Below are 15,070 nucleotides of genomic sequence, written 5' to 3'. Positions count from 1 at the left end.
GCTGACCCGGCGGAGTCCTCTGCTCCGCCGGGTCAGCCCGGCACACATCGTGCGTTATTCCAGAGAGAACACGTAGTGGTAGAGCGGCTGCCCGCCGTACTGCATCTCGACCTCGTGGTCGGGGAAGCGCTCACGCAGCTGCTCGGCCACAGCCTCGGCCCGCTCGGCATCGACGCCGTCGCCGTAGTAGACGGCGATCACCTCGCCGCCCTCCTCCTCCACCATCGCCTCCAGCAGGGCGGTCAGCACGGCCTCGGGCTCCTTCCCGATCTGGCGGATCTTGCCGTTCCACAGGCCGAGGATGTCGCCCTCCTTGATCTCGAGGTCCTCGTAGACCGTGTCGCGCACGGCATAGGTGACCTCGCCGGTCTGCACCCCGGCGATGGCCTGCTTCATGCTGCTGAACAGCCGCTCGCCGTCCTCCTCATCGGGCATCCAGGCCACCATGGCCGAGATCCCCTCGGGCACCGACCGGGTGGGCACGACGTAGACCTTCTTCTCCGTCAGGGCCACCACCTGTTCGGCGGCCAGGATGATGTTCTTGTTGTTGGGCAGGAGGAACACCTGCCGGCTGGGGCACTGCTCCACGGCATCCAGCAGGTCCTGCGTGGACGGGTTCATCGTCTGCCCGCCCTCGATGACCTGGCTCACCCCCAGGGAGCGGAAGATCTCGGCCATCCCCTCCCCCGCGGCCACGGCGACCACGGCCGTGGGCTGCTCCTCCTGCGGGCCGGGGTCATCGGCATGTGCAGCGCCCGCGGGGTTGCCCGGCTGTGCGGCGCCCTCGGGGTGATCCGCCGCGCCCGCCAGCCCGGTCGAGGCGACGCCCTCGGGCGCCGGCTGGGCGTTGCGCAGCAGGTCCTCGTGCTGCTCCCGCATGTTGTGGATGACGATGTCGATGAGGTCGCCGTACTGAATCGCCAGCGACAGCACCGGGCCGGGGTTCGAGGCGTGCACGTGCACCTTCGCCAGGTCCTCGCTGCCAACCACGTAGATCGAGTCGCCCCACTGCTCCAGCTCCCGGGCGATGTCGTCCATCGGGATCGGCGGGCCGTCCTTGTACCGCCGGATGAAGAACTCGCAGTCGTAGGGGAAGCGGATGTCGGAGATCTCCTCGTCGACCTTGAAGGCCACCTGCGTCGCCGGCGAGGTGTCGTGCCGGACGGGGGCCGGCTCCGCCGGGCTGACCTCCGTGGCGACGGTCGCCACGTCGGACGCGTGGCCCGAGAGCGCCTCGTAGTAGCCGTGGTAGATCACGGTCAGCCCCTTGCCGCCCGAGTCAACCACGCCGGCCTTCTTCAGCACGGGCAGGAGATCGGGGGTCTTCGCCAGGGCCTCCTCGGCCGCCTCCACCGCCGCCCGCATCACCGCCACCGCGGCCCTGTCCTTCCGGCTCGCCTGCTGGGCCGCCGCGGCAGCCTCCCTGGCCACCGTGAGAATCGTGCCCTCCACGGGCTTCATGACCGCCTTGTAGGCCGTATCCACGCCCTCCTGAAGGGCCCGGGCCAGATCGCGGCCGTCGATGGTCACCTTGCCGTCCAGGTACTTGGCAAAACCCCGGAACAACTGCGACAGAATGACCCCCGAATTGCCCCGGGCGCCCATCAGCGAGCCCTGGGCCAGGGCGGCGGCCACCTCACCCACCGTGCGGTCGCCCGCCCGCTCCACCTCCCGGTTGGCCGAGGTGAGCGTCATCGACATGTTGGTTCCGGTGTCGCCGTCCGGTACGGGGAAGACGTTCAAGGCGTTTACCGCGTCCTTCTCGGCTTCGAGCCTGGCGGCTGCGCGGAGGATCATCTGTTTTAACGCCTTGCCGTCGATGGTCTGAATACTCAACGATGAGTGCCTCCTCATCCCCACCGGCTGCCGCAGCGGGGCTGGTAGTATGGACCTGAAGCGGCGTCTGCTCAGGCGTGCCCGAGCTTGACGCCGCGGACATGGATGTGTACCCCCCGCACCTTCAGCCCTGTGTAGCTCTCGACGACGTAACGCACCTTTTCGGTGACGTTGCGCCCGATCTCCGAGATGCGGGTACCATATCCCACTACGATATACAGGTCGATCTCCACCGAATCGCCATCGACCTCCACCGCGACACCCCGGGCCAGGTTCTCGCGGCCCAGAAGCTCCGAGATGCCGTCCTGAAAGCGGGAGGAGGCCATGCCGACGATGCCGTAGCATTCGGTGGTGGCGATGCCGGCCAGGGTTGCAATCACGTCGTTAGAGACGTAGATGCGGCCCCGCTCGGTGATGATCTCCTTCCCCAAGGGGGCTCCCCCCTTCCAGCGGCGATATGTTCTTCCTGGAATGGTCGAATTCCTGCCGGATCAGCCGAATTGGCCGCCGCACCCGCGCTTGTCATGATTGCACACGTTGTGTTATGATATGGATCGTGCTTTAAACGAGGTGAGCTCGATCTCCGCCTGGAGGAGGTGTCCGACCTTGGCTCGTCGCTGCGAGGTTTGCAACAAGGGCGTGTCCCGCGGCCACAACGTCAGCCATGCTGAGAACAAGACCAAGCGCTCCTGGTCGCCCAACGTCCAGAACGTCCGGGCGATTGTGGACGGCCGCGTCCAGCGCATCACCGTCTGCACCCGCTGCCTGCGCAGCGGAAAGGTGCAGCGCGCGATCTAGCCTGTCCTGTCCGCCAGCAAACCCGGCCGCATCCTGCGGCCGGGTTTTCGCCATTGCGCCCGCCGCCGGCTACTGGGTCCGCTGCATGCCCTCCCGCACGCGGCGGACCTCCTCCTCCGAGAAGCGGTAGACCTCGTTGCAGAAGTGGCAGGTCAGCTCGGCCCCGCGGTCCTCCTCCACCAGGGCGGCCAGGTCCTTCTCATCCAGCAGGGCGATGGCCCCCAGGGCCCGCTCCCGGCTGCACTTGCAGGCGAAGCGCAGATCGCGCCGCTCGAGGATCTGGTAGTCGATGCCGGACAGCACCGCGGCCAGAATCTCCTCCGGCGTCATCCCCTGCTCCACTGCCAGGCTGACCGAGCCCAGCTTGACCAGGTTCTCCTCCAGCCGGTCCCGGTCGGCGTCGGGCGTGGCCGGCAAGAGCTGCAGCATGTAGCCGCCCGCGGCCACCACCGCGCCGTCGGGGCCCACCCGCACCCCGATGCCCACGGCCGAGGGGGTCTGCTCCGAGCGGGTCAGGTAGTAGGCCAGGTCCTCGGCGATCTCGCCGGAGACCAGCTCGGCGGAGCCGGTGTAAATGCCCTGCAGTGCGAGCTGGCGCGTGACGTAGAGCATGCCGGAGCCCACGGCCCCGCCCACGTTCAGCTTGCCCTGCGGGGTGGGGTCCAGGTCCACGTGGGGCTCGTTCACGTAGCCCCGCACCTGCCCCTGTTCGTCCGCGTCGCAGATGATGCCCCGCAGGGGGCCGTCGCCCGCCACGCGCAGGGTCAGGGATTCATCGGGATCCTTCAAGGTCGCGGCCAGCATTGCGGTACCGGTGAGCGCCCGTCCCAGGGCGGCGGTCGCGGTGGGCCAGGTGTCGTGGCGACGCCGGGCCTCCTCCACCAGGTCTGTGGTCACCGCGGCGAAGGCGCGCACGTTCCCGCCGTCGCCGATCGCCCGCACCAGGTAATCGGCCATGATCCATTCTACCTCCAAGCGGCAAGTCTTCCCTATTATAGCCAAGTATCGACCCCGGCGGCAATCGACCGCCGGGGTGCGTGGGCTTTTGCGGGCCGATGCGGCCGGCTCGCGGGCTGCAGGTGCTCCCGGTGCACGCTACGCGGCGTCCCTGCCTTCCCCCCGCTTGCCGGAAAACACTTTCATAATGGCCATCAGCATACGCCCCAAGGGTCGCGGCAGTCGGATGACGGTGATGCGCACACAGGTGCCCCCCTTCCCTGACCGATGGCTCACCGGCCAATCAACGTGTAGCCGACGTAGGCGATCAGTCCCCCGATCACCGCAGCGTAGACGAAGCCGGGCAGTGCCGTGAGCACGATCGACACGCCCGCGAGGATCAGCACGAAGCCCACCAGCGCCCTGCGCGGCGGCTTCCGCCTGCCCAGCCCCATCCGCACGGCGACCCCTCCCGTCCCGGCGAACCCGTTCTTCACCCAACATACGTAGGCTGAGGGGAAAACTTGCCTCCGGAAACGGGGGGGCCAAGCCCTGAAGTCAGGCTACCGCGATGGAGAGCATCCGGGCCAGGTCGATCAGCACCACGAGCCTGTCGCCCCTGCGGGCGACGCCGTAGACGTAGTCCTGGCCGGCCACCGTCAGGTCGGCCTCCGGCTTGCTGATGGCCTCCTCCTCGATCGTCATCACCTGCTCCACCCCGTCCACGACCAGGGCGGCGGTCACGCTTCCGACGGTGAGGATCATGATGCGGCTGTCGCCGTCCGCCGGCCGGCTGGGCAGCCCCAGCCGCTTGCGCATGTCGATGACCGGCATGACCTCGCCCCGCAGGTCGATCACGCCGTCCACGTAATGGGGGGTGTTGGGCAGGCGCGTGACCGGAATGAGGTAGCTCACCTCGCGCACGACCCCAATATCCGCACCGTACCACTGATCATCCAGGCGGAAGATCACGTACTGGCGGGATGCCATGCTGCCACCTCCTTCGCATCAACCGGGGCTACTGCCCCCGCAGGGCCGCGATGGCCGCCGCGTAGTCTTCCTTTCCGAACACCGCCGTCCCGGCCACCAGCACCGTGGCGCCTGCCTCCGCGCACAGGGGGGCCGTGCGGGGGTCGACGCCGCCGTCTACCTGGATCTCCACTTTATCGGCCAGTCCGGCCTCGGCCACCAGGTCCTTCGCCTGCCGGATCTTCGGCAGGCAGGCCTCGATGAAGCGCTGGCCGCCGAACCCGGGGTTGACGGTCATGATCAGGATCAGGTCCACCAGGTCCAGCACGTGGGCCAGCACCCCCACCGGCGTGTGGGGGTTCAGCGCGACGCCGGCCTTCACGCCGGCCTCCCGGATCTGGCCGAGCACCCTGTGCAGGTGGTCGCAGGCCTCCGCATGCACGGTGATCAGGTCGGCCCCCGCCTTCACGAAATCCGCTATGTATCGCTCGGGCTGGCGGATCATCAGGTGCGCGTCGAAGAAGAGCTTCGACCGGGGCCTCATCTTCGCGATCACCGGCGGACCGAAGGTGATGTTGGGCACGAAGTGACCGTCCATCACGTCCAGGTGAGCCCAGTCGGCCCCCGCCGCCTCGATGGCGGCAAGCTCGGAGGCCAGGTCCGCGAAATCGGCCGAGAGCAGCGACGGAGCAACCTTCAGGCGCGCAGGATCGAACACGGGCACTACCACCTCTTCATGGCCTCTACTTCTTCGAGGAACACCAGGTAATTCTGATGGCGGCTCTCGGGAATCGCCCCGGCCTCCACCGCGTCCCGCACCCCGCACTCGGGCTCAGCCCGGTGCAGGCAGTCGGCGTACCGACACTCCGACTGGTACGGGGCAAACTCCGGGAAGTAGTCCCGCAGGGTCCACTTGTCGATGTCCTGGAACTCCAGATAGGTAAACCCCGGGGCGTCGGCCAGGAGGCCGCCGCCCGTGAGGGGGATCAGTTCCACGTGGCGCGTGGTGTGCCGGCCCTTCCTGGACTTGGCCGATACGGCCCCCACCCGCACGTCCTCCCGGTGGGGCTCCAGGGCGCGCACCAGGTGCGACTTGCCCACGCCCGAGTGGCCGGCCAAAACCGACGTCCTGCCCACCAGGTGGGGCCGCAGCTCGTCCAGCCCCGTCCCCTCCCGGGCGGAAATGGGCAGCACCCGGTAGCCCACCAGGTCGCGGTAGGCCCGCACGAAGGCGTTCACGTCCTCCTCCACCACCAGGTCGATCTTGTTGAGCAGGATGAGCGGCTCGACCCCCGCCTGCTCCACGTGAACGAGCACCCGGTCGAGGAAGAGGTAATCGGCGTCGGGCTCCACCAGGGTGAAGACCACCAGGCACTGGTCCACGTTGGCCACCGGCGGCCGCTCCAGGCAGTTGCGCCGCGGCAGCACCTTCTCGATGCGGCCCTCGCCGTCGGGCGCCAGCGTGACCTCCACCTCGTCTCCGGCCCGCACCTGGAGCCTGTCCAGCCGGAACTTGCCCCGGGGGCGGCACTCCACCTCATGGCCGTCCACCAGCACGTAGTAGATGTTCGAATGCGATCGGATGACCTTGCCTACTGGCACACTTCGACCCCACCTCTCTTTTAGGGCAGCTCAACCCAGCCCGCCTCAACGCCGTTGACGTTGATGATCAGGTAGGCGCTGCTGCCGTAGAACTTGTCCGAAACGACCACATGGTGACCGCCTGCCAGTTCCTCGTCCACCAGGACGCGCGGCTCCTCGGCGCCGTCGATCTGGTCGATCAGCACCACCTGGAACCGCACCTTCTGCGTCGCCGGCCCGGGCACGACCAGCTGCTTGCTGAACTCGGTGCCCAGGAGCTCCGGCCCCGAGGAGACGACCAGATCCACCCGCTGCCCGGGGGTCACCTGGCTGCCCTCGGCCGGGATGGCGGCCAGCACCGTGCCCTCGGGCTCGGTGTCCGCCCGCTCGGTGACGGTGCCGGGCACCAGCCCCGCATCGGTCAGCGCCTTCCGCGCATCCTCCAGCGACAGGCCGGCGACCTCGGGCACCTTCAGCGGCCCCAGCGAGACCGTGAGCGCCACCTCGGAGCCGACCTTCAGCGGCGTGCGCGCCGCCGGCGCCTGCTCGATGACCTCGCCGGCAGGCCGGCTGGAGATCTGCTCCTTGATCGGGCCGACCTTGAACCGCTCGGTCTTCAGGACGGCGGTGGCCTCGTCGATGTGCATGCCCACCACGTCAGGCAGTTCCACCGTCTCCGGCCCCTTCGAGACCACCAGCTCGATCACCGCGCCCTCCTTCACCATGGAACCGGGTTCGGGCCGGGCCTCGATGATGTAGAGCTGCTCCAGATCGCTGTGCCGCTCGGATACGATGGCGCGCTGCAGCTTGGCGCCGGCCAGCATCTCCTCGGCCTGGGTGATGTGCACGCCCACAATGGGCGGCACCTGCACCTCGGGCACGTCTAGGAACTTCCAGATCGCCCACGCCCCGGCGCCCAGGCCGCCCAGCAGCACGAGCAGCACCGCCGAGACGATGATGATGTTGCGGATGCGGGCGCGCCGCGCGGCCGCTTCCGGATCCCGCTGCCGCTTCGCCCGGGCCCGCTCCCGCTTCTGGCCGGCCATGCGGCTGCGGGCGGCCCGCAGGTCCATCGTGGGAAAGTCGTCGCTCTGCATGTGGGTTCTGCCCTCCAGGTGCATCTGCAGGAAGTCCGCCAGGGCGTCCCGCATCTGAATCGCTGTGTCGAAACGGTCCTCCGGCTCCTTCTCCATCGCCCGCAGGATGATCTCGTCCATCTCCACCGGGACCTCGGCGTTGAGCAGCGACGGCGCATCCACGTGCTCCCGCAGGTGCTTCAGGGCAACGGTGATCGGGCTCTCGCCCTGGAACGGGACGGTGCCCGTCACCATCTCGTACAGGACGACGCCCAGCGAGTACAGGTCGGACTTGCTTGATGCCGGCTGGCCGTCCGCCTGTTCGGGGCTGAAGTAGTGGGCGGAGCCCATCCAGGAACCGGTGCGGGTGAGCGTGTCGGTGGTGACCGCCCGGGCGATGCCGAAGTCGGCCACCTTCACGCGCCCGTCCCGGCCCAGCAGGATGTTGTGGGGCTTGATGTCGCGGTGCACGATTCCCTGGGCGTGGGCGTGGGCCAGGGCGTCGGCAATGGCGATGCCGATGCGCGCGGCCTCGGCCACCGGCAGCGGCCCCTGCTCCTGGATGAGCGCCTTCAGGGTCTTGCCCGCGACCAGTTCCATCACGATGTAGTGCGTTCCGCCATCCTCGCCCACATCGTAGGTCTGCACGATGTTGGGGTGGGAGAGGCTGGCGGCGTTCTGCGCCTCGCGCCGGAAGCGGCGCACGAACTCGTCGTCCGCGCCGAACTGGCCGCGGAGGGTCTTCACCGCAACCTCCCGGCCCAGCTGAAGGTCCGTGGCTCGGAAAACCACGGCCATGCCGCCGCCGCCGATGCGCTCTTCAATTCTGTATCGACTGCCGAGAATTGTGCCGATCAAGGGCTGTTATCCCTCCCACCTGGCGGCAAGCACAGTAATGTTGTCATAGCCCCCGCGGCTGTTGGCCAGGTTGACCAGCCAGTCGGCCAGGGCCTGGGGTTCAAGCCGGAGCGCAGCCTCGCGGATCTCCTCCAGGCTGACCAGGTTGGACAGCCCGTCCGTACAGAGCAGGAGCAGGTCGCCCACCGACCATTCCAGTTCCCGCTGTTCCACGGGCAGGTCGGGGCGGACGCCCAGCGCGCGGGTGAGCACATGCCGCTGCGGGTGCAGGGCAGCCTGCTCCTCGGTCAGGTGGCCGCTCTGCAGGAGCTCGCCCGGCACGTTATGGTCGGAGGTGAGCTGCCGCGCCTCCGCGGGCCCCACCAGGAACGCCTTGCTGTCGCCCACGTGGCCGACGAAGAGGCGCGGTCCCATGGCGATCACGGCCGTCATGGTCGTGCCCATGTGGGCCAGCTCCCGGTGGGCCATCTGCTCGTCCAGGATGGCCTGGTTCGCCTCGTGGATCGCCTCGACAAGCCCTTCGCCGACGGTGCCTTCCCGTGCCCACGTCTCCACCCGCGGTGGCACGTAGGCGCGCAGCGTCTGGATGGCCAGCTGCGAGGCGATCTCGCCGCCGTCGTAGCCGCCCATACCGTCCGCCACCGCCAGGAGGGCGCCGCCGCCGGGCAGGGAGAGCGGCTCAAACAGGTAGGCGTCCTGGTTGCTGGGCCGCACTCTGCCGGGATCGGTCCGCTCGCTGTACACCAGCCTCACGGTGATCTCATCTCCCCATATGTCTGCGCTGCGCACGGTTTCGCAGCTGGCCGCAGGCGGCGTCGATTTCACCGCCCATCTCCCGCCGAACCGTGGTGGCAACGCCGCTGGATTCCAGGATCTGCTTGAAGCGGTTTATGCGCTCCGGGCGGGGCCGCCGGTACTGGGGCCGCTCCGCCACGGGGTTCAGCGGAATCAGGTTGACGTGCGCCAGCGTTCCCTTCAGGAGGCCGGCCAGTTCCCGCGCCTCGGCGGGGCCGTCGTTGACCCCGTCGATGAGGATGTACTCGTACGTCACCCGGCGGCCGGTCCTCTCCGCGTACTCCCGGGCCGCGGCGAGCACCTCCTCGATGGGCCATATGCGGGCCACGGGCATGAGCTGCCGGCGCAGCTCGTTGTTCGGGGCGTGGAGCGACAGCGCCAGGGTGATGGGCAGCCCCTCCTCCGCCAGCCGGCGCATGCCGGGCACGATGCCCGACGTGGAGATGGTGATGTGCCGGTAGCCGATGTTCAGCCCCTCGGGGTCGTGCATCAGCCGGATGGCCTTCACCACGTGATCGTAGTTCTCGAGCGGCTCGCCCGAGCCCATCAGCACGACGGTGCTGACCCGCTCGCCTTCGGGCAGTTCCCGCTGCATCATCACAATCTGATCGACGATTTCGCCCGCCGTCAGGTTCCGCACCAGCCCGCCCACGGTGGAGGCGCAGAAGGTGCAGCCCATGCGGCAGCCCACCTGCGTCGTGATGCAGACGGAGTTGCCCCACGACTGCCGCATCAGCACCGACTCCACCTGCGACCCGTCGGCCAGGCGGAAGAGGTACTTGGTGGTGCCCGTGCGCTTGTCGTGCTGTTCCGTGTCTTTCTCCAGCAGGCGGAGCAGGGTGGTCCGGGCCAGCTCCTGCCGCAGCCGTGCCGGCAGGTTGGTCATGGCGTCGAAGTCCTTGACCCCCTTCTGGTAGACCCACTGGAACAGCTGCCTGGCGCGGAACCGGGGCTCGCCCAGATCCGCCATGAGGTCGGCCATTTCATGTATGGTCATGCCCGGCAGGGGCTGCCGGCCGAGCTGGGTGAAGAGCAGCGCCGGGTCGGCGATTTTCAGCGGCACATAGCCGGATTCCTGCACTCAGGGGTCCTCCTGTTCGAAAAGATTCCACTGGAGACAGGGCCTACCTTTGAGTTTAACCGCTGGGGGGCGGTTGGGCAAACGTTTCGTGCCCCCCTCCTGTGGGCGGTATCTGTTCTGTCCACATCTTCTTCGACGGCGATCGACAGCCCCACCCCTTCGCTCCAGACCGCGAGCGGAGCCCGCGCCCGGGAGGTGATCAGCATTTGACCACGTCCCGGCTGGCCTAACGCGCAGATGACCGCGGGCGCAGACTCGCCCGCGGCCTCAGCAGAGCCACACGATCCCTCGGTTCACGCATCCAGGGGCCGCAACTCACGGCCGAACCGCTGCGCGTTGCGGCGGTACCACTCGGCGGACCGCCGAAGCCCCTCCAGCTCCGCCTCGGTCACCTGGCGGACGACCCGGGCAGGACGGCCCATGATCACGGACCCCGGTGGGAACTCCTTCCCCTCCGTAATGAGGGAGCCGGCCCCCACCAGGCAGTTCTCGCCGATCTTCGCCCCGTTCATGATGGTGGAGCCCATCCCGATCAGCGAGCCGTCGCCGATCGTGCAGCCATGAATGATGCACGAGTGGCCGATGGTCACGTCCGCGCCGATGTGGGTGGGAAACCCGGCGTCGCAGTGCACGACGGTCGCATCCTGCACGTTGGAGCCGCGGCCGACGCGAATGGAATCCACATCGCCCCGCAACATGGCCCCGAACCAGATGCTGGCCTCCGGCTCCAGCGTCACGTCGCCGATCACCACCGCATTCGGGGCGATGAACACGCCGTCTGCGATGTTGGGCGTCTTGTCGCCCAGCGCGTATCGCATCCCCAGGTCTCTCCCTTCCAGGTGTTTCAGGATCAGCGAATGTACAGCTCGCCATCCTCGGTCACAAAGGCCCCCTCTGAGCCGGGGTCGCTCGGCGTGCACCCCTTCAGCACGAACCTAGAGTCATCGATGAACTCCATCGCGGTGCAGGTGTAGGCGAACTGCCCCATCGCGCCGAACCGGTCCTCGCTGTCGACCCGGACCGCGATATGGTCCCGGTGCTGAACCGACACGTCAAAGGCAATCGGGTCGCCCTCCACCGTGTAAACCACCGTCCGGAACGTGGCCGGCCGGTTGGCCAGGTAGGCGTCCCACAGGCACTTGCGGCGGTCCGGGCTGCGCCCCTCGCCGCGCACGTTCCCGTCCTCACCGCACTGCTCAACCAGCACAGGATCAATCCCGGGATAGGCGCTCGAACCGGCCCCTTCCGACCCCGGCGCCGTAGCGTGAGACGGGCCGCCGTCCATCCCGGCGAAGCCGCCGCCAGCCGATCCGACAGGCGTGCGGGGGTCCACCTGTGCGGCGGGAGCCCCCACAGTACCCACAGGAGCGGCGGGATCGGTCACAGCGGCCCCGCCGACAGCAGCCACGGGCGCGTCGGGATCCGCCACGGCGGCCCCGCCGCCCGCGCCTTTCGCGCGGCCCACACCCCCCTGCGCGCCCCCGGCGGGCTCGATGCCCGAGGGGCCCGCAATCTCCGGTTGCTGTGCGTCCCCCGAAAGCGCCCGTTCACCCGGAGAGGCGGCGCACCCGGCGGCGAGGAGCGAGACGAGCAGCATCCCGGCAACCAGTGAACTCCGTGTCCAGTTTCGCATCGCGATGCCCCCCCTCTGCCCCTTGGACGGGGAGGGTCCCGCCGCCCGTTTCAACCCCGGGCGTTACCCTGTTTTCACCATCCGGGCGATGAAGAAGCCGTCGGTGCCGTGCACATGGGGCAGAAGCTGCACGTACCCCTCCGCCTGCCCCTCCCGCGCGATGCTCTCCGGCAGGTAGCCCCAGATGTTGTCGAACCGGAACTCGGGATGGTCGGCGACGAACGCCTCCACCAGCTCCTCGTTCTCCGCCGGCTGAATGGTGCAGGTGGAGTAGACCAGCACCCCGCCCGGCTTCAGGGCCTTCGCCGCCGACTCCAGGATGGCCCGCTGCACCGGCACCAGGGCCTCCACGTCCTCCGGGCTCTTCCGCCACCGGGCGTCGGGCCGGCGGGAGAGCGTGCCCAGCCCGGAGCAGGGCAGGTCGCAGAGGATGGCGTCCGCTCGCTCCGGCATCATCTCGCCCACCCGGCGGGCGTCCAGGCAGACGGCCTGCACGATGGTCGTTCCCAACCGCGCGGCATTCTGCTCGATCAGGTCCACCTTGTGGGGGTGGATGTCCAGGGCGATCACGTGGCCCTGGTTGTCCATCAGCTCCGCCAGGTGGGTGGACTTGCCGCCCGGGGCGGCGGCCACGTCGATCACCGTCCAGCCCGGCTGCGGGGCCACCACGGCGGCGGCCAGCATGGACGACTCGTCCTGTACGGTGATGAGCCCCTGCTTCATCGCCTTCAGCCGGTCGAGCCACGAGGCCGAGGTGAGGTCGCGGATGATCAGCCCCTGGGGCGAGTGGCGGGTGGGCTCGGTGCGGACCCCCTCCTCCGCCAGGGCGGCAGCCGCCTCCTCCCGGGTCGCTTTCAGCCGGTTGACCCGCACGGTGAGGGGCGGCACCTGGTTCCCCGCCTCCAGCAGGCGCACGGCCTCGCCCCGGCCGAACCGCTCCAGCCAGTGGGAGACAAGCCACTCGGGGTACGAGTGCTTCACCGCGAGCGCCCGGATGGGTTCGGCCGCCTCGTCGGGCCACTTCAGCTCCGGCAGCCTGCGGATCAGGTTGCGCAGCACGCCGTTGACGAACTTCGCCAGCCCGGCATGCCCGTACTGCTTGGCCAGCTCCACCGCCTGGTCCACGGCGGCGGAGTGGGGAATCCGGTCCATGTAGAGGATCTGGTAGACCGCCTCCCGCAGGATGTTCCGCACCCACGGGTCCATCTTCTCCAGCGGCCGCGTGGCCACCTGGCTGATCGCCCAGTCGAGGGTGGCCCGGCGCCGGGTCACCCCGTAGGCCAGCTCCGTGGCCAGGGCGCGCTCACGCCCCTCCAGCTTGCTGCCGGAGAGGTGGTGATCGAGGGCCAGGTTGGCGTAGGCCGCCTTGACATCGACATCGCGCAGCGCGCGCAGGGCGGCCTCGCGGCCGGTGCGCGGGGGCGCGGGTTTGCGGCGCGGCATGAACTCGCCTCCAGCGTAGGGTTGTCACTCTCTGCAGAGTGTACCGCAACTGGAGGCAATGGGCAAAGGATGGGTTTTCACCACGAGTTGGGGAAGCCCAGCCCCACCTCGTGGTTCGCGGGCAGCGGGAGCGCGTGCATGGCCGAGCCCAGGTCGTAGATGATCGAGCCGTCCGACTCCTGCGCCATCGCCCCCCGGTCCAGGACGTAGGCCAGCAGTTCGGCCGCAAACTCATGATGGAACCGGTCCAGTGCCACGATCACCTGCGGAAGGTCGGCCAGCTCCACCCGGGCATCGACGATGGCCGTGTTGTCGTCGTACCGGATCACCGCCTCCCCGGCGGGCATTCCCCGGATCTCGATCGCCACGCGTTCCTCATCTGCGTCGGCGGCTGTTACTCGGAAGGAGACTGGGGGATGGTACATGATGACGCCCTCCCGCTGGATGTGTGGGCATAGGATGCCCGCCGCGGGAGGGGTTCAACCGTTGATGACCGGAGGGTACGCATGCGCGCAGATCAGGGTCGCAGGAAGCAGGCGGGCCCGCCCCGGGCAGATTCCCGGGCGGGCCCGCGCCACACCCAGTACATGGACGGAGCCGGGGCCACGGGAGAGAACAGGGCCCACGGCAATATGCCCAACAACCAGGGCATGCGCCCGGGGGATCCGGCGGCGTTCGGGGATGAAGAGCGGCGTTAAGGTGAACCGGGAGGTGCCCAGTGGTGCAGTTCGTCGCGCCACTCGGCCTTCTTTTTTGGGTCTAGACGCTGGTGAGGTCTACACGTTGGTCGACCCCGACTGAAACGCGCTTCGCCCCATGCTTCCCATTCCTTCACGCATCAAGGGTCCGAGTGGTTTTGCGCCTCGATTCCAGGTGCCTTGGGTGCGTCAGCTCCCCCGGCGACATGAATGGTGAACAAATGAGCCACCCGTTCCAGCCTCCCTGGCTCATTCCGTCACCGTTCACGCTTGAACCAACCGGCAGAACTGCTCGTGAGACCCCTCTGCCGCCTCCTTGGAGATTCAGAGGGCGGCAGCCCGCACGGTCACGGGCCCTGCTGCGTCCACCCGCAGGGCATGGGGCACGGGAAAGCGCCCGGTGTGCCGCTGCACGGCCTACACCGGGCGCTTAACGGGATCACCCCATTCGGCGGGGACAGGTCAGGTGCACCCGCCCCCTGGCCTCCTGAGAGAAAACAGTGGTGCACCCCCGTGCACCACTGCGTCAACCATCTATTCAGCCGGACTGCCGGTTACTCATCCGACGCCATGCCCCGGAGGAACAGCAGGCGCACCAGGCTCATGACCGCCGTCGCCGCGCCGGCCACGTACGTGAGCGCTGCGGCGTTCAGCACCTTGCGGGCGCCCACGACCTCCTGCCGGGTCATGTAACCGCCGGTCTCCAGGATCTCCACCGCCCGGCTGGAGGCGTTGAACTCCACCGGCAGGGTGATCAGGTAGAACAGCACGGCCCCCAGGAACAGCAGGATGCCGATGTCCATCAGCCACTTGCCCGAGGCGCCGCCGAAGATCAGGCCGATGATCACCAGGAACGGCCCCAGGCTGTCGCCGATGCGGGCCACCGGCCAGATCAGGTTGCGCATCTGCAGCGGCATGTAGGAGAACTCGTGCTGGATGGCGTGCCCCACTTCATGGGCCGCCACGCCGATGGCGGCAATGGAGTTGCTGGAATACGTGGAATCGGAAAGACGAACGACACGCTTCTGGGGGTCATAGTGGTCGCTCAGGTACCCCCGCACGCGCTCGATGGGCACGTCGGTGAGCCCGTGCCGGTCCAGGATGTCACGGGCGACCTGAGCCGCCGTCACACCCGAGCGCGTACCGACCCGCGACCACTCGTTGAACGAGCTCCGCACCCGCGCCTGCGCCCAGATCACCAGGATGATGGCGGGGAGCAGAAAGATCATCGTCGGATCGAAGAACGGATAGAAATACGGCAAGCCAGGACCCTCCCATTCACGCACCAGAGTCACCCAACACCCGGTCTGCCATCTGCGTCCGGGTGTCCAAGCTCTCTCTTATAAAGACTATGCCAGGCCCGCCG

At 68.4% G+C, this 15,070-nt stretch carries 17 protein-coding genes; 2 read left to right on the top strand and 15 right to left on the bottom strand.

Going from position 1 to position 15,070, the window contains the following annotated elements; translation table 11 throughout:
• Positions 1 to 54 precede the first annotated feature (54 nt).
• Both ACZ45O_RS03030 and ACZ45O_RS03025 read right to left on the bottom strand, forming a co-directional pair.
• Positions 55 to 1,836 (bottom strand): DAK2 domain-containing protein, encoded by a 1,782-nt coding sequence (locus ACZ45O_RS03030; protein WP_464855483.1) that lies wholly within the window; start codon positions 1,834 to 1,836, stop codon positions 55 to 57.
• Between the two features lie 71 nt (positions 1,837 to 1,907).
• Positions 1,908 to 2,267 (bottom strand): Asp23/Gls24 family envelope stress response protein, encoded by a 360-nt coding sequence (locus ACZ45O_RS03025; RefSeq protein ID WP_464855482.1) that lies wholly within the window; start codon positions 2,265 to 2,267, stop codon positions 1,908 to 1,910.
• Between the two features lie 175 nt (positions 2,268 to 2,442).
• Here ACZ45O_RS03025 and rpmB point away from each other — a divergent pair, with 175 nt between their 5' ends.
• Positions 2,443 to 2,634 carry a 50S ribosomal protein L28 gene (gene rpmB, locus ACZ45O_RS03020; protein WP_464855481.1) on the top strand — a complete coding sequence of 64 codons (192 nt, stop codon included), beginning with the start codon at positions 2,443 to 2,445 and terminating at the stop codon, positions 2,632 to 2,634.
• A 69-nt stretch (positions 2,635 to 2,703) separates the two neighbouring features.
• Here rpmB and hslO read toward each other — a convergent pair whose 3' ends face one another.
• From hslO to ACZ45O_RS02960, 12 genes are all read right to left on the bottom strand, one after another.
• Positions 2,704 to 3,591: an Hsp33 family molecular chaperone HslO gene (gene hslO, locus ACZ45O_RS03015; RefSeq protein ID WP_464855480.1), complete on the bottom strand. Its 888-nt coding sequence runs from the start codon at positions 3,589 to 3,591 to the stop codon at positions 2,704 to 2,706.
• Positions 3,592 to 3,863: 272 nt separating this feature from the next.
• Positions 3,864 to 4,031, bottom strand: a complete 168-nt coding sequence (locus tag ACZ45O_RS03010; RefSeq protein WP_464855479.1) for a hypothetical protein — start codon at positions 4,029 to 4,031, stop codon at positions 3,864 to 3,866.
• A 97-nt stretch (positions 4,032 to 4,128) separates the two neighbouring features.
• Positions 4,129 to 4,560, bottom strand: coding sequence for a chemotaxis protein CheW (locus ACZ45O_RS03005; RefSeq protein ID WP_464855478.1), 432 nt, complete (start codon positions 4,558 to 4,560; stop codon positions 4,129 to 4,131).
• Positions 4,561 to 4,588: 28 nt separating this feature from the next.
• The gene (rpe, locus tag ACZ45O_RS03000; protein ID WP_464855477.1) at positions 4,589 to 5,257 is read right to left on the bottom strand and encodes a ribulose-phosphate 3-epimerase; all 669 of its coding nucleotides are present in this window, start codon (positions 5,255 to 5,257) and stop codon (positions 4,589 to 4,591) included.
• A gap of 5 nt (positions 5,258 to 5,262) precedes the next feature.
• Positions 5,263 to 6,141, bottom strand: a complete 879-nt coding sequence (gene rsgA, locus ACZ45O_RS02995) for a ribosome small subunit-dependent GTPase A (RefSeq protein WP_464855476.1) — start codon at positions 6,139 to 6,141, stop codon at positions 5,263 to 5,265.
• 20 nt (positions 6,142 to 6,161) lie between these two features.
• Entirely contained in the window at positions 6,162 to 8,054 is a 1,893-nt protein-coding gene (gene pknB, locus ACZ45O_RS02990) for a Stk1 family PASTA domain-containing Ser/Thr kinase (RefSeq protein WP_464855475.1), read from the bottom strand.
• Positions 8,055 to 8,060: 6 nt separating this feature from the next.
• Positions 8,061 to 8,807, bottom strand: coding sequence for a Stp1/IreP family PP2C-type Ser/Thr phosphatase (locus tag ACZ45O_RS02985; RefSeq protein WP_464855474.1), 747 nt, complete (start codon positions 8,805 to 8,807; stop codon positions 8,061 to 8,063).
• 7 nt (positions 8,808 to 8,814) lie between these two features.
• Positions 8,815 to 9,930 (bottom strand): dual-specificity RNA methyltransferase RlmN, encoded by a 1,116-nt coding sequence (gene rlmN / locus ACZ45O_RS02980; protein WP_464855473.1) that lies wholly within the window; start codon positions 9,928 to 9,930, stop codon positions 8,815 to 8,817.
• Positions 9,931 to 10,223: 293 nt separating this feature from the next.
• On the bottom strand, positions 10,224 to 10,748 hold the full coding sequence (locus ACZ45O_RS02975) for a gamma carbonic anhydrase family protein (protein ID WP_464855472.1): 525 nt from the start codon (positions 10,746 to 10,748) through the stop codon (positions 10,224 to 10,226).
• Between the two features lie 32 nt (positions 10,749 to 10,780).
• Entirely contained in the window at positions 10,781 to 11,563 is a 783-nt protein-coding gene (locus tag ACZ45O_RS02970) for a hypothetical protein (protein ID WP_464855471.1), read from the bottom strand.
• Between the two features lie 63 nt (positions 11,564 to 11,626).
• Positions 11,627 to 13,006 (bottom strand): 16S rRNA (cytosine(967)-C(5))-methyltransferase RsmB, encoded by a 1,380-nt coding sequence (rsmB, locus tag ACZ45O_RS02965; RefSeq protein ID WP_464855470.1) that lies wholly within the window; start codon positions 13,004 to 13,006, stop codon positions 11,627 to 11,629.
• Between the two features lie 77 nt (positions 13,007 to 13,083).
• The gene (locus ACZ45O_RS02960; RefSeq protein ID WP_464855469.1) at positions 13,084 to 13,374 is read right to left on the bottom strand and encodes a hypothetical protein; all 291 of its coding nucleotides are present in this window, start codon (positions 13,372 to 13,374) and stop codon (positions 13,084 to 13,086) included.
• 138 nt (positions 13,375 to 13,512) lie between these two features.
• Between ACZ45O_RS02960 and ACZ45O_RS02955 the strand changes: the two genes are divergently transcribed.
• Entirely contained in the window at positions 13,513 to 13,704 is a 192-nt protein-coding gene (locus ACZ45O_RS02955) for a hypothetical protein (protein ID WP_464855468.1), read from the top strand.
• 554 nt (positions 13,705 to 14,258) lie between these two features.
• On the opposite strand, the gene ACZ45O_RS02950 is transcribed toward ACZ45O_RS02955, so the two are convergent.
• Positions 14,259 to 14,933: a zinc metallopeptidase gene (locus ACZ45O_RS02950; RefSeq protein WP_464857640.1), complete on the bottom strand. Its 675-nt coding sequence runs from the start codon at positions 14,931 to 14,933 to the stop codon at positions 14,259 to 14,261.
• Between the last annotated feature and the right edge of the window lie 137 nt (positions 14,934 to 15,070).

The organism is Symbiobacterium turbinis (assembly GCF_055383075.1).
The sequence above is the reverse complement of the archived record's forward strand: the minus strand, read 5'-3'. Positions and strand labels throughout refer to the sequence as shown.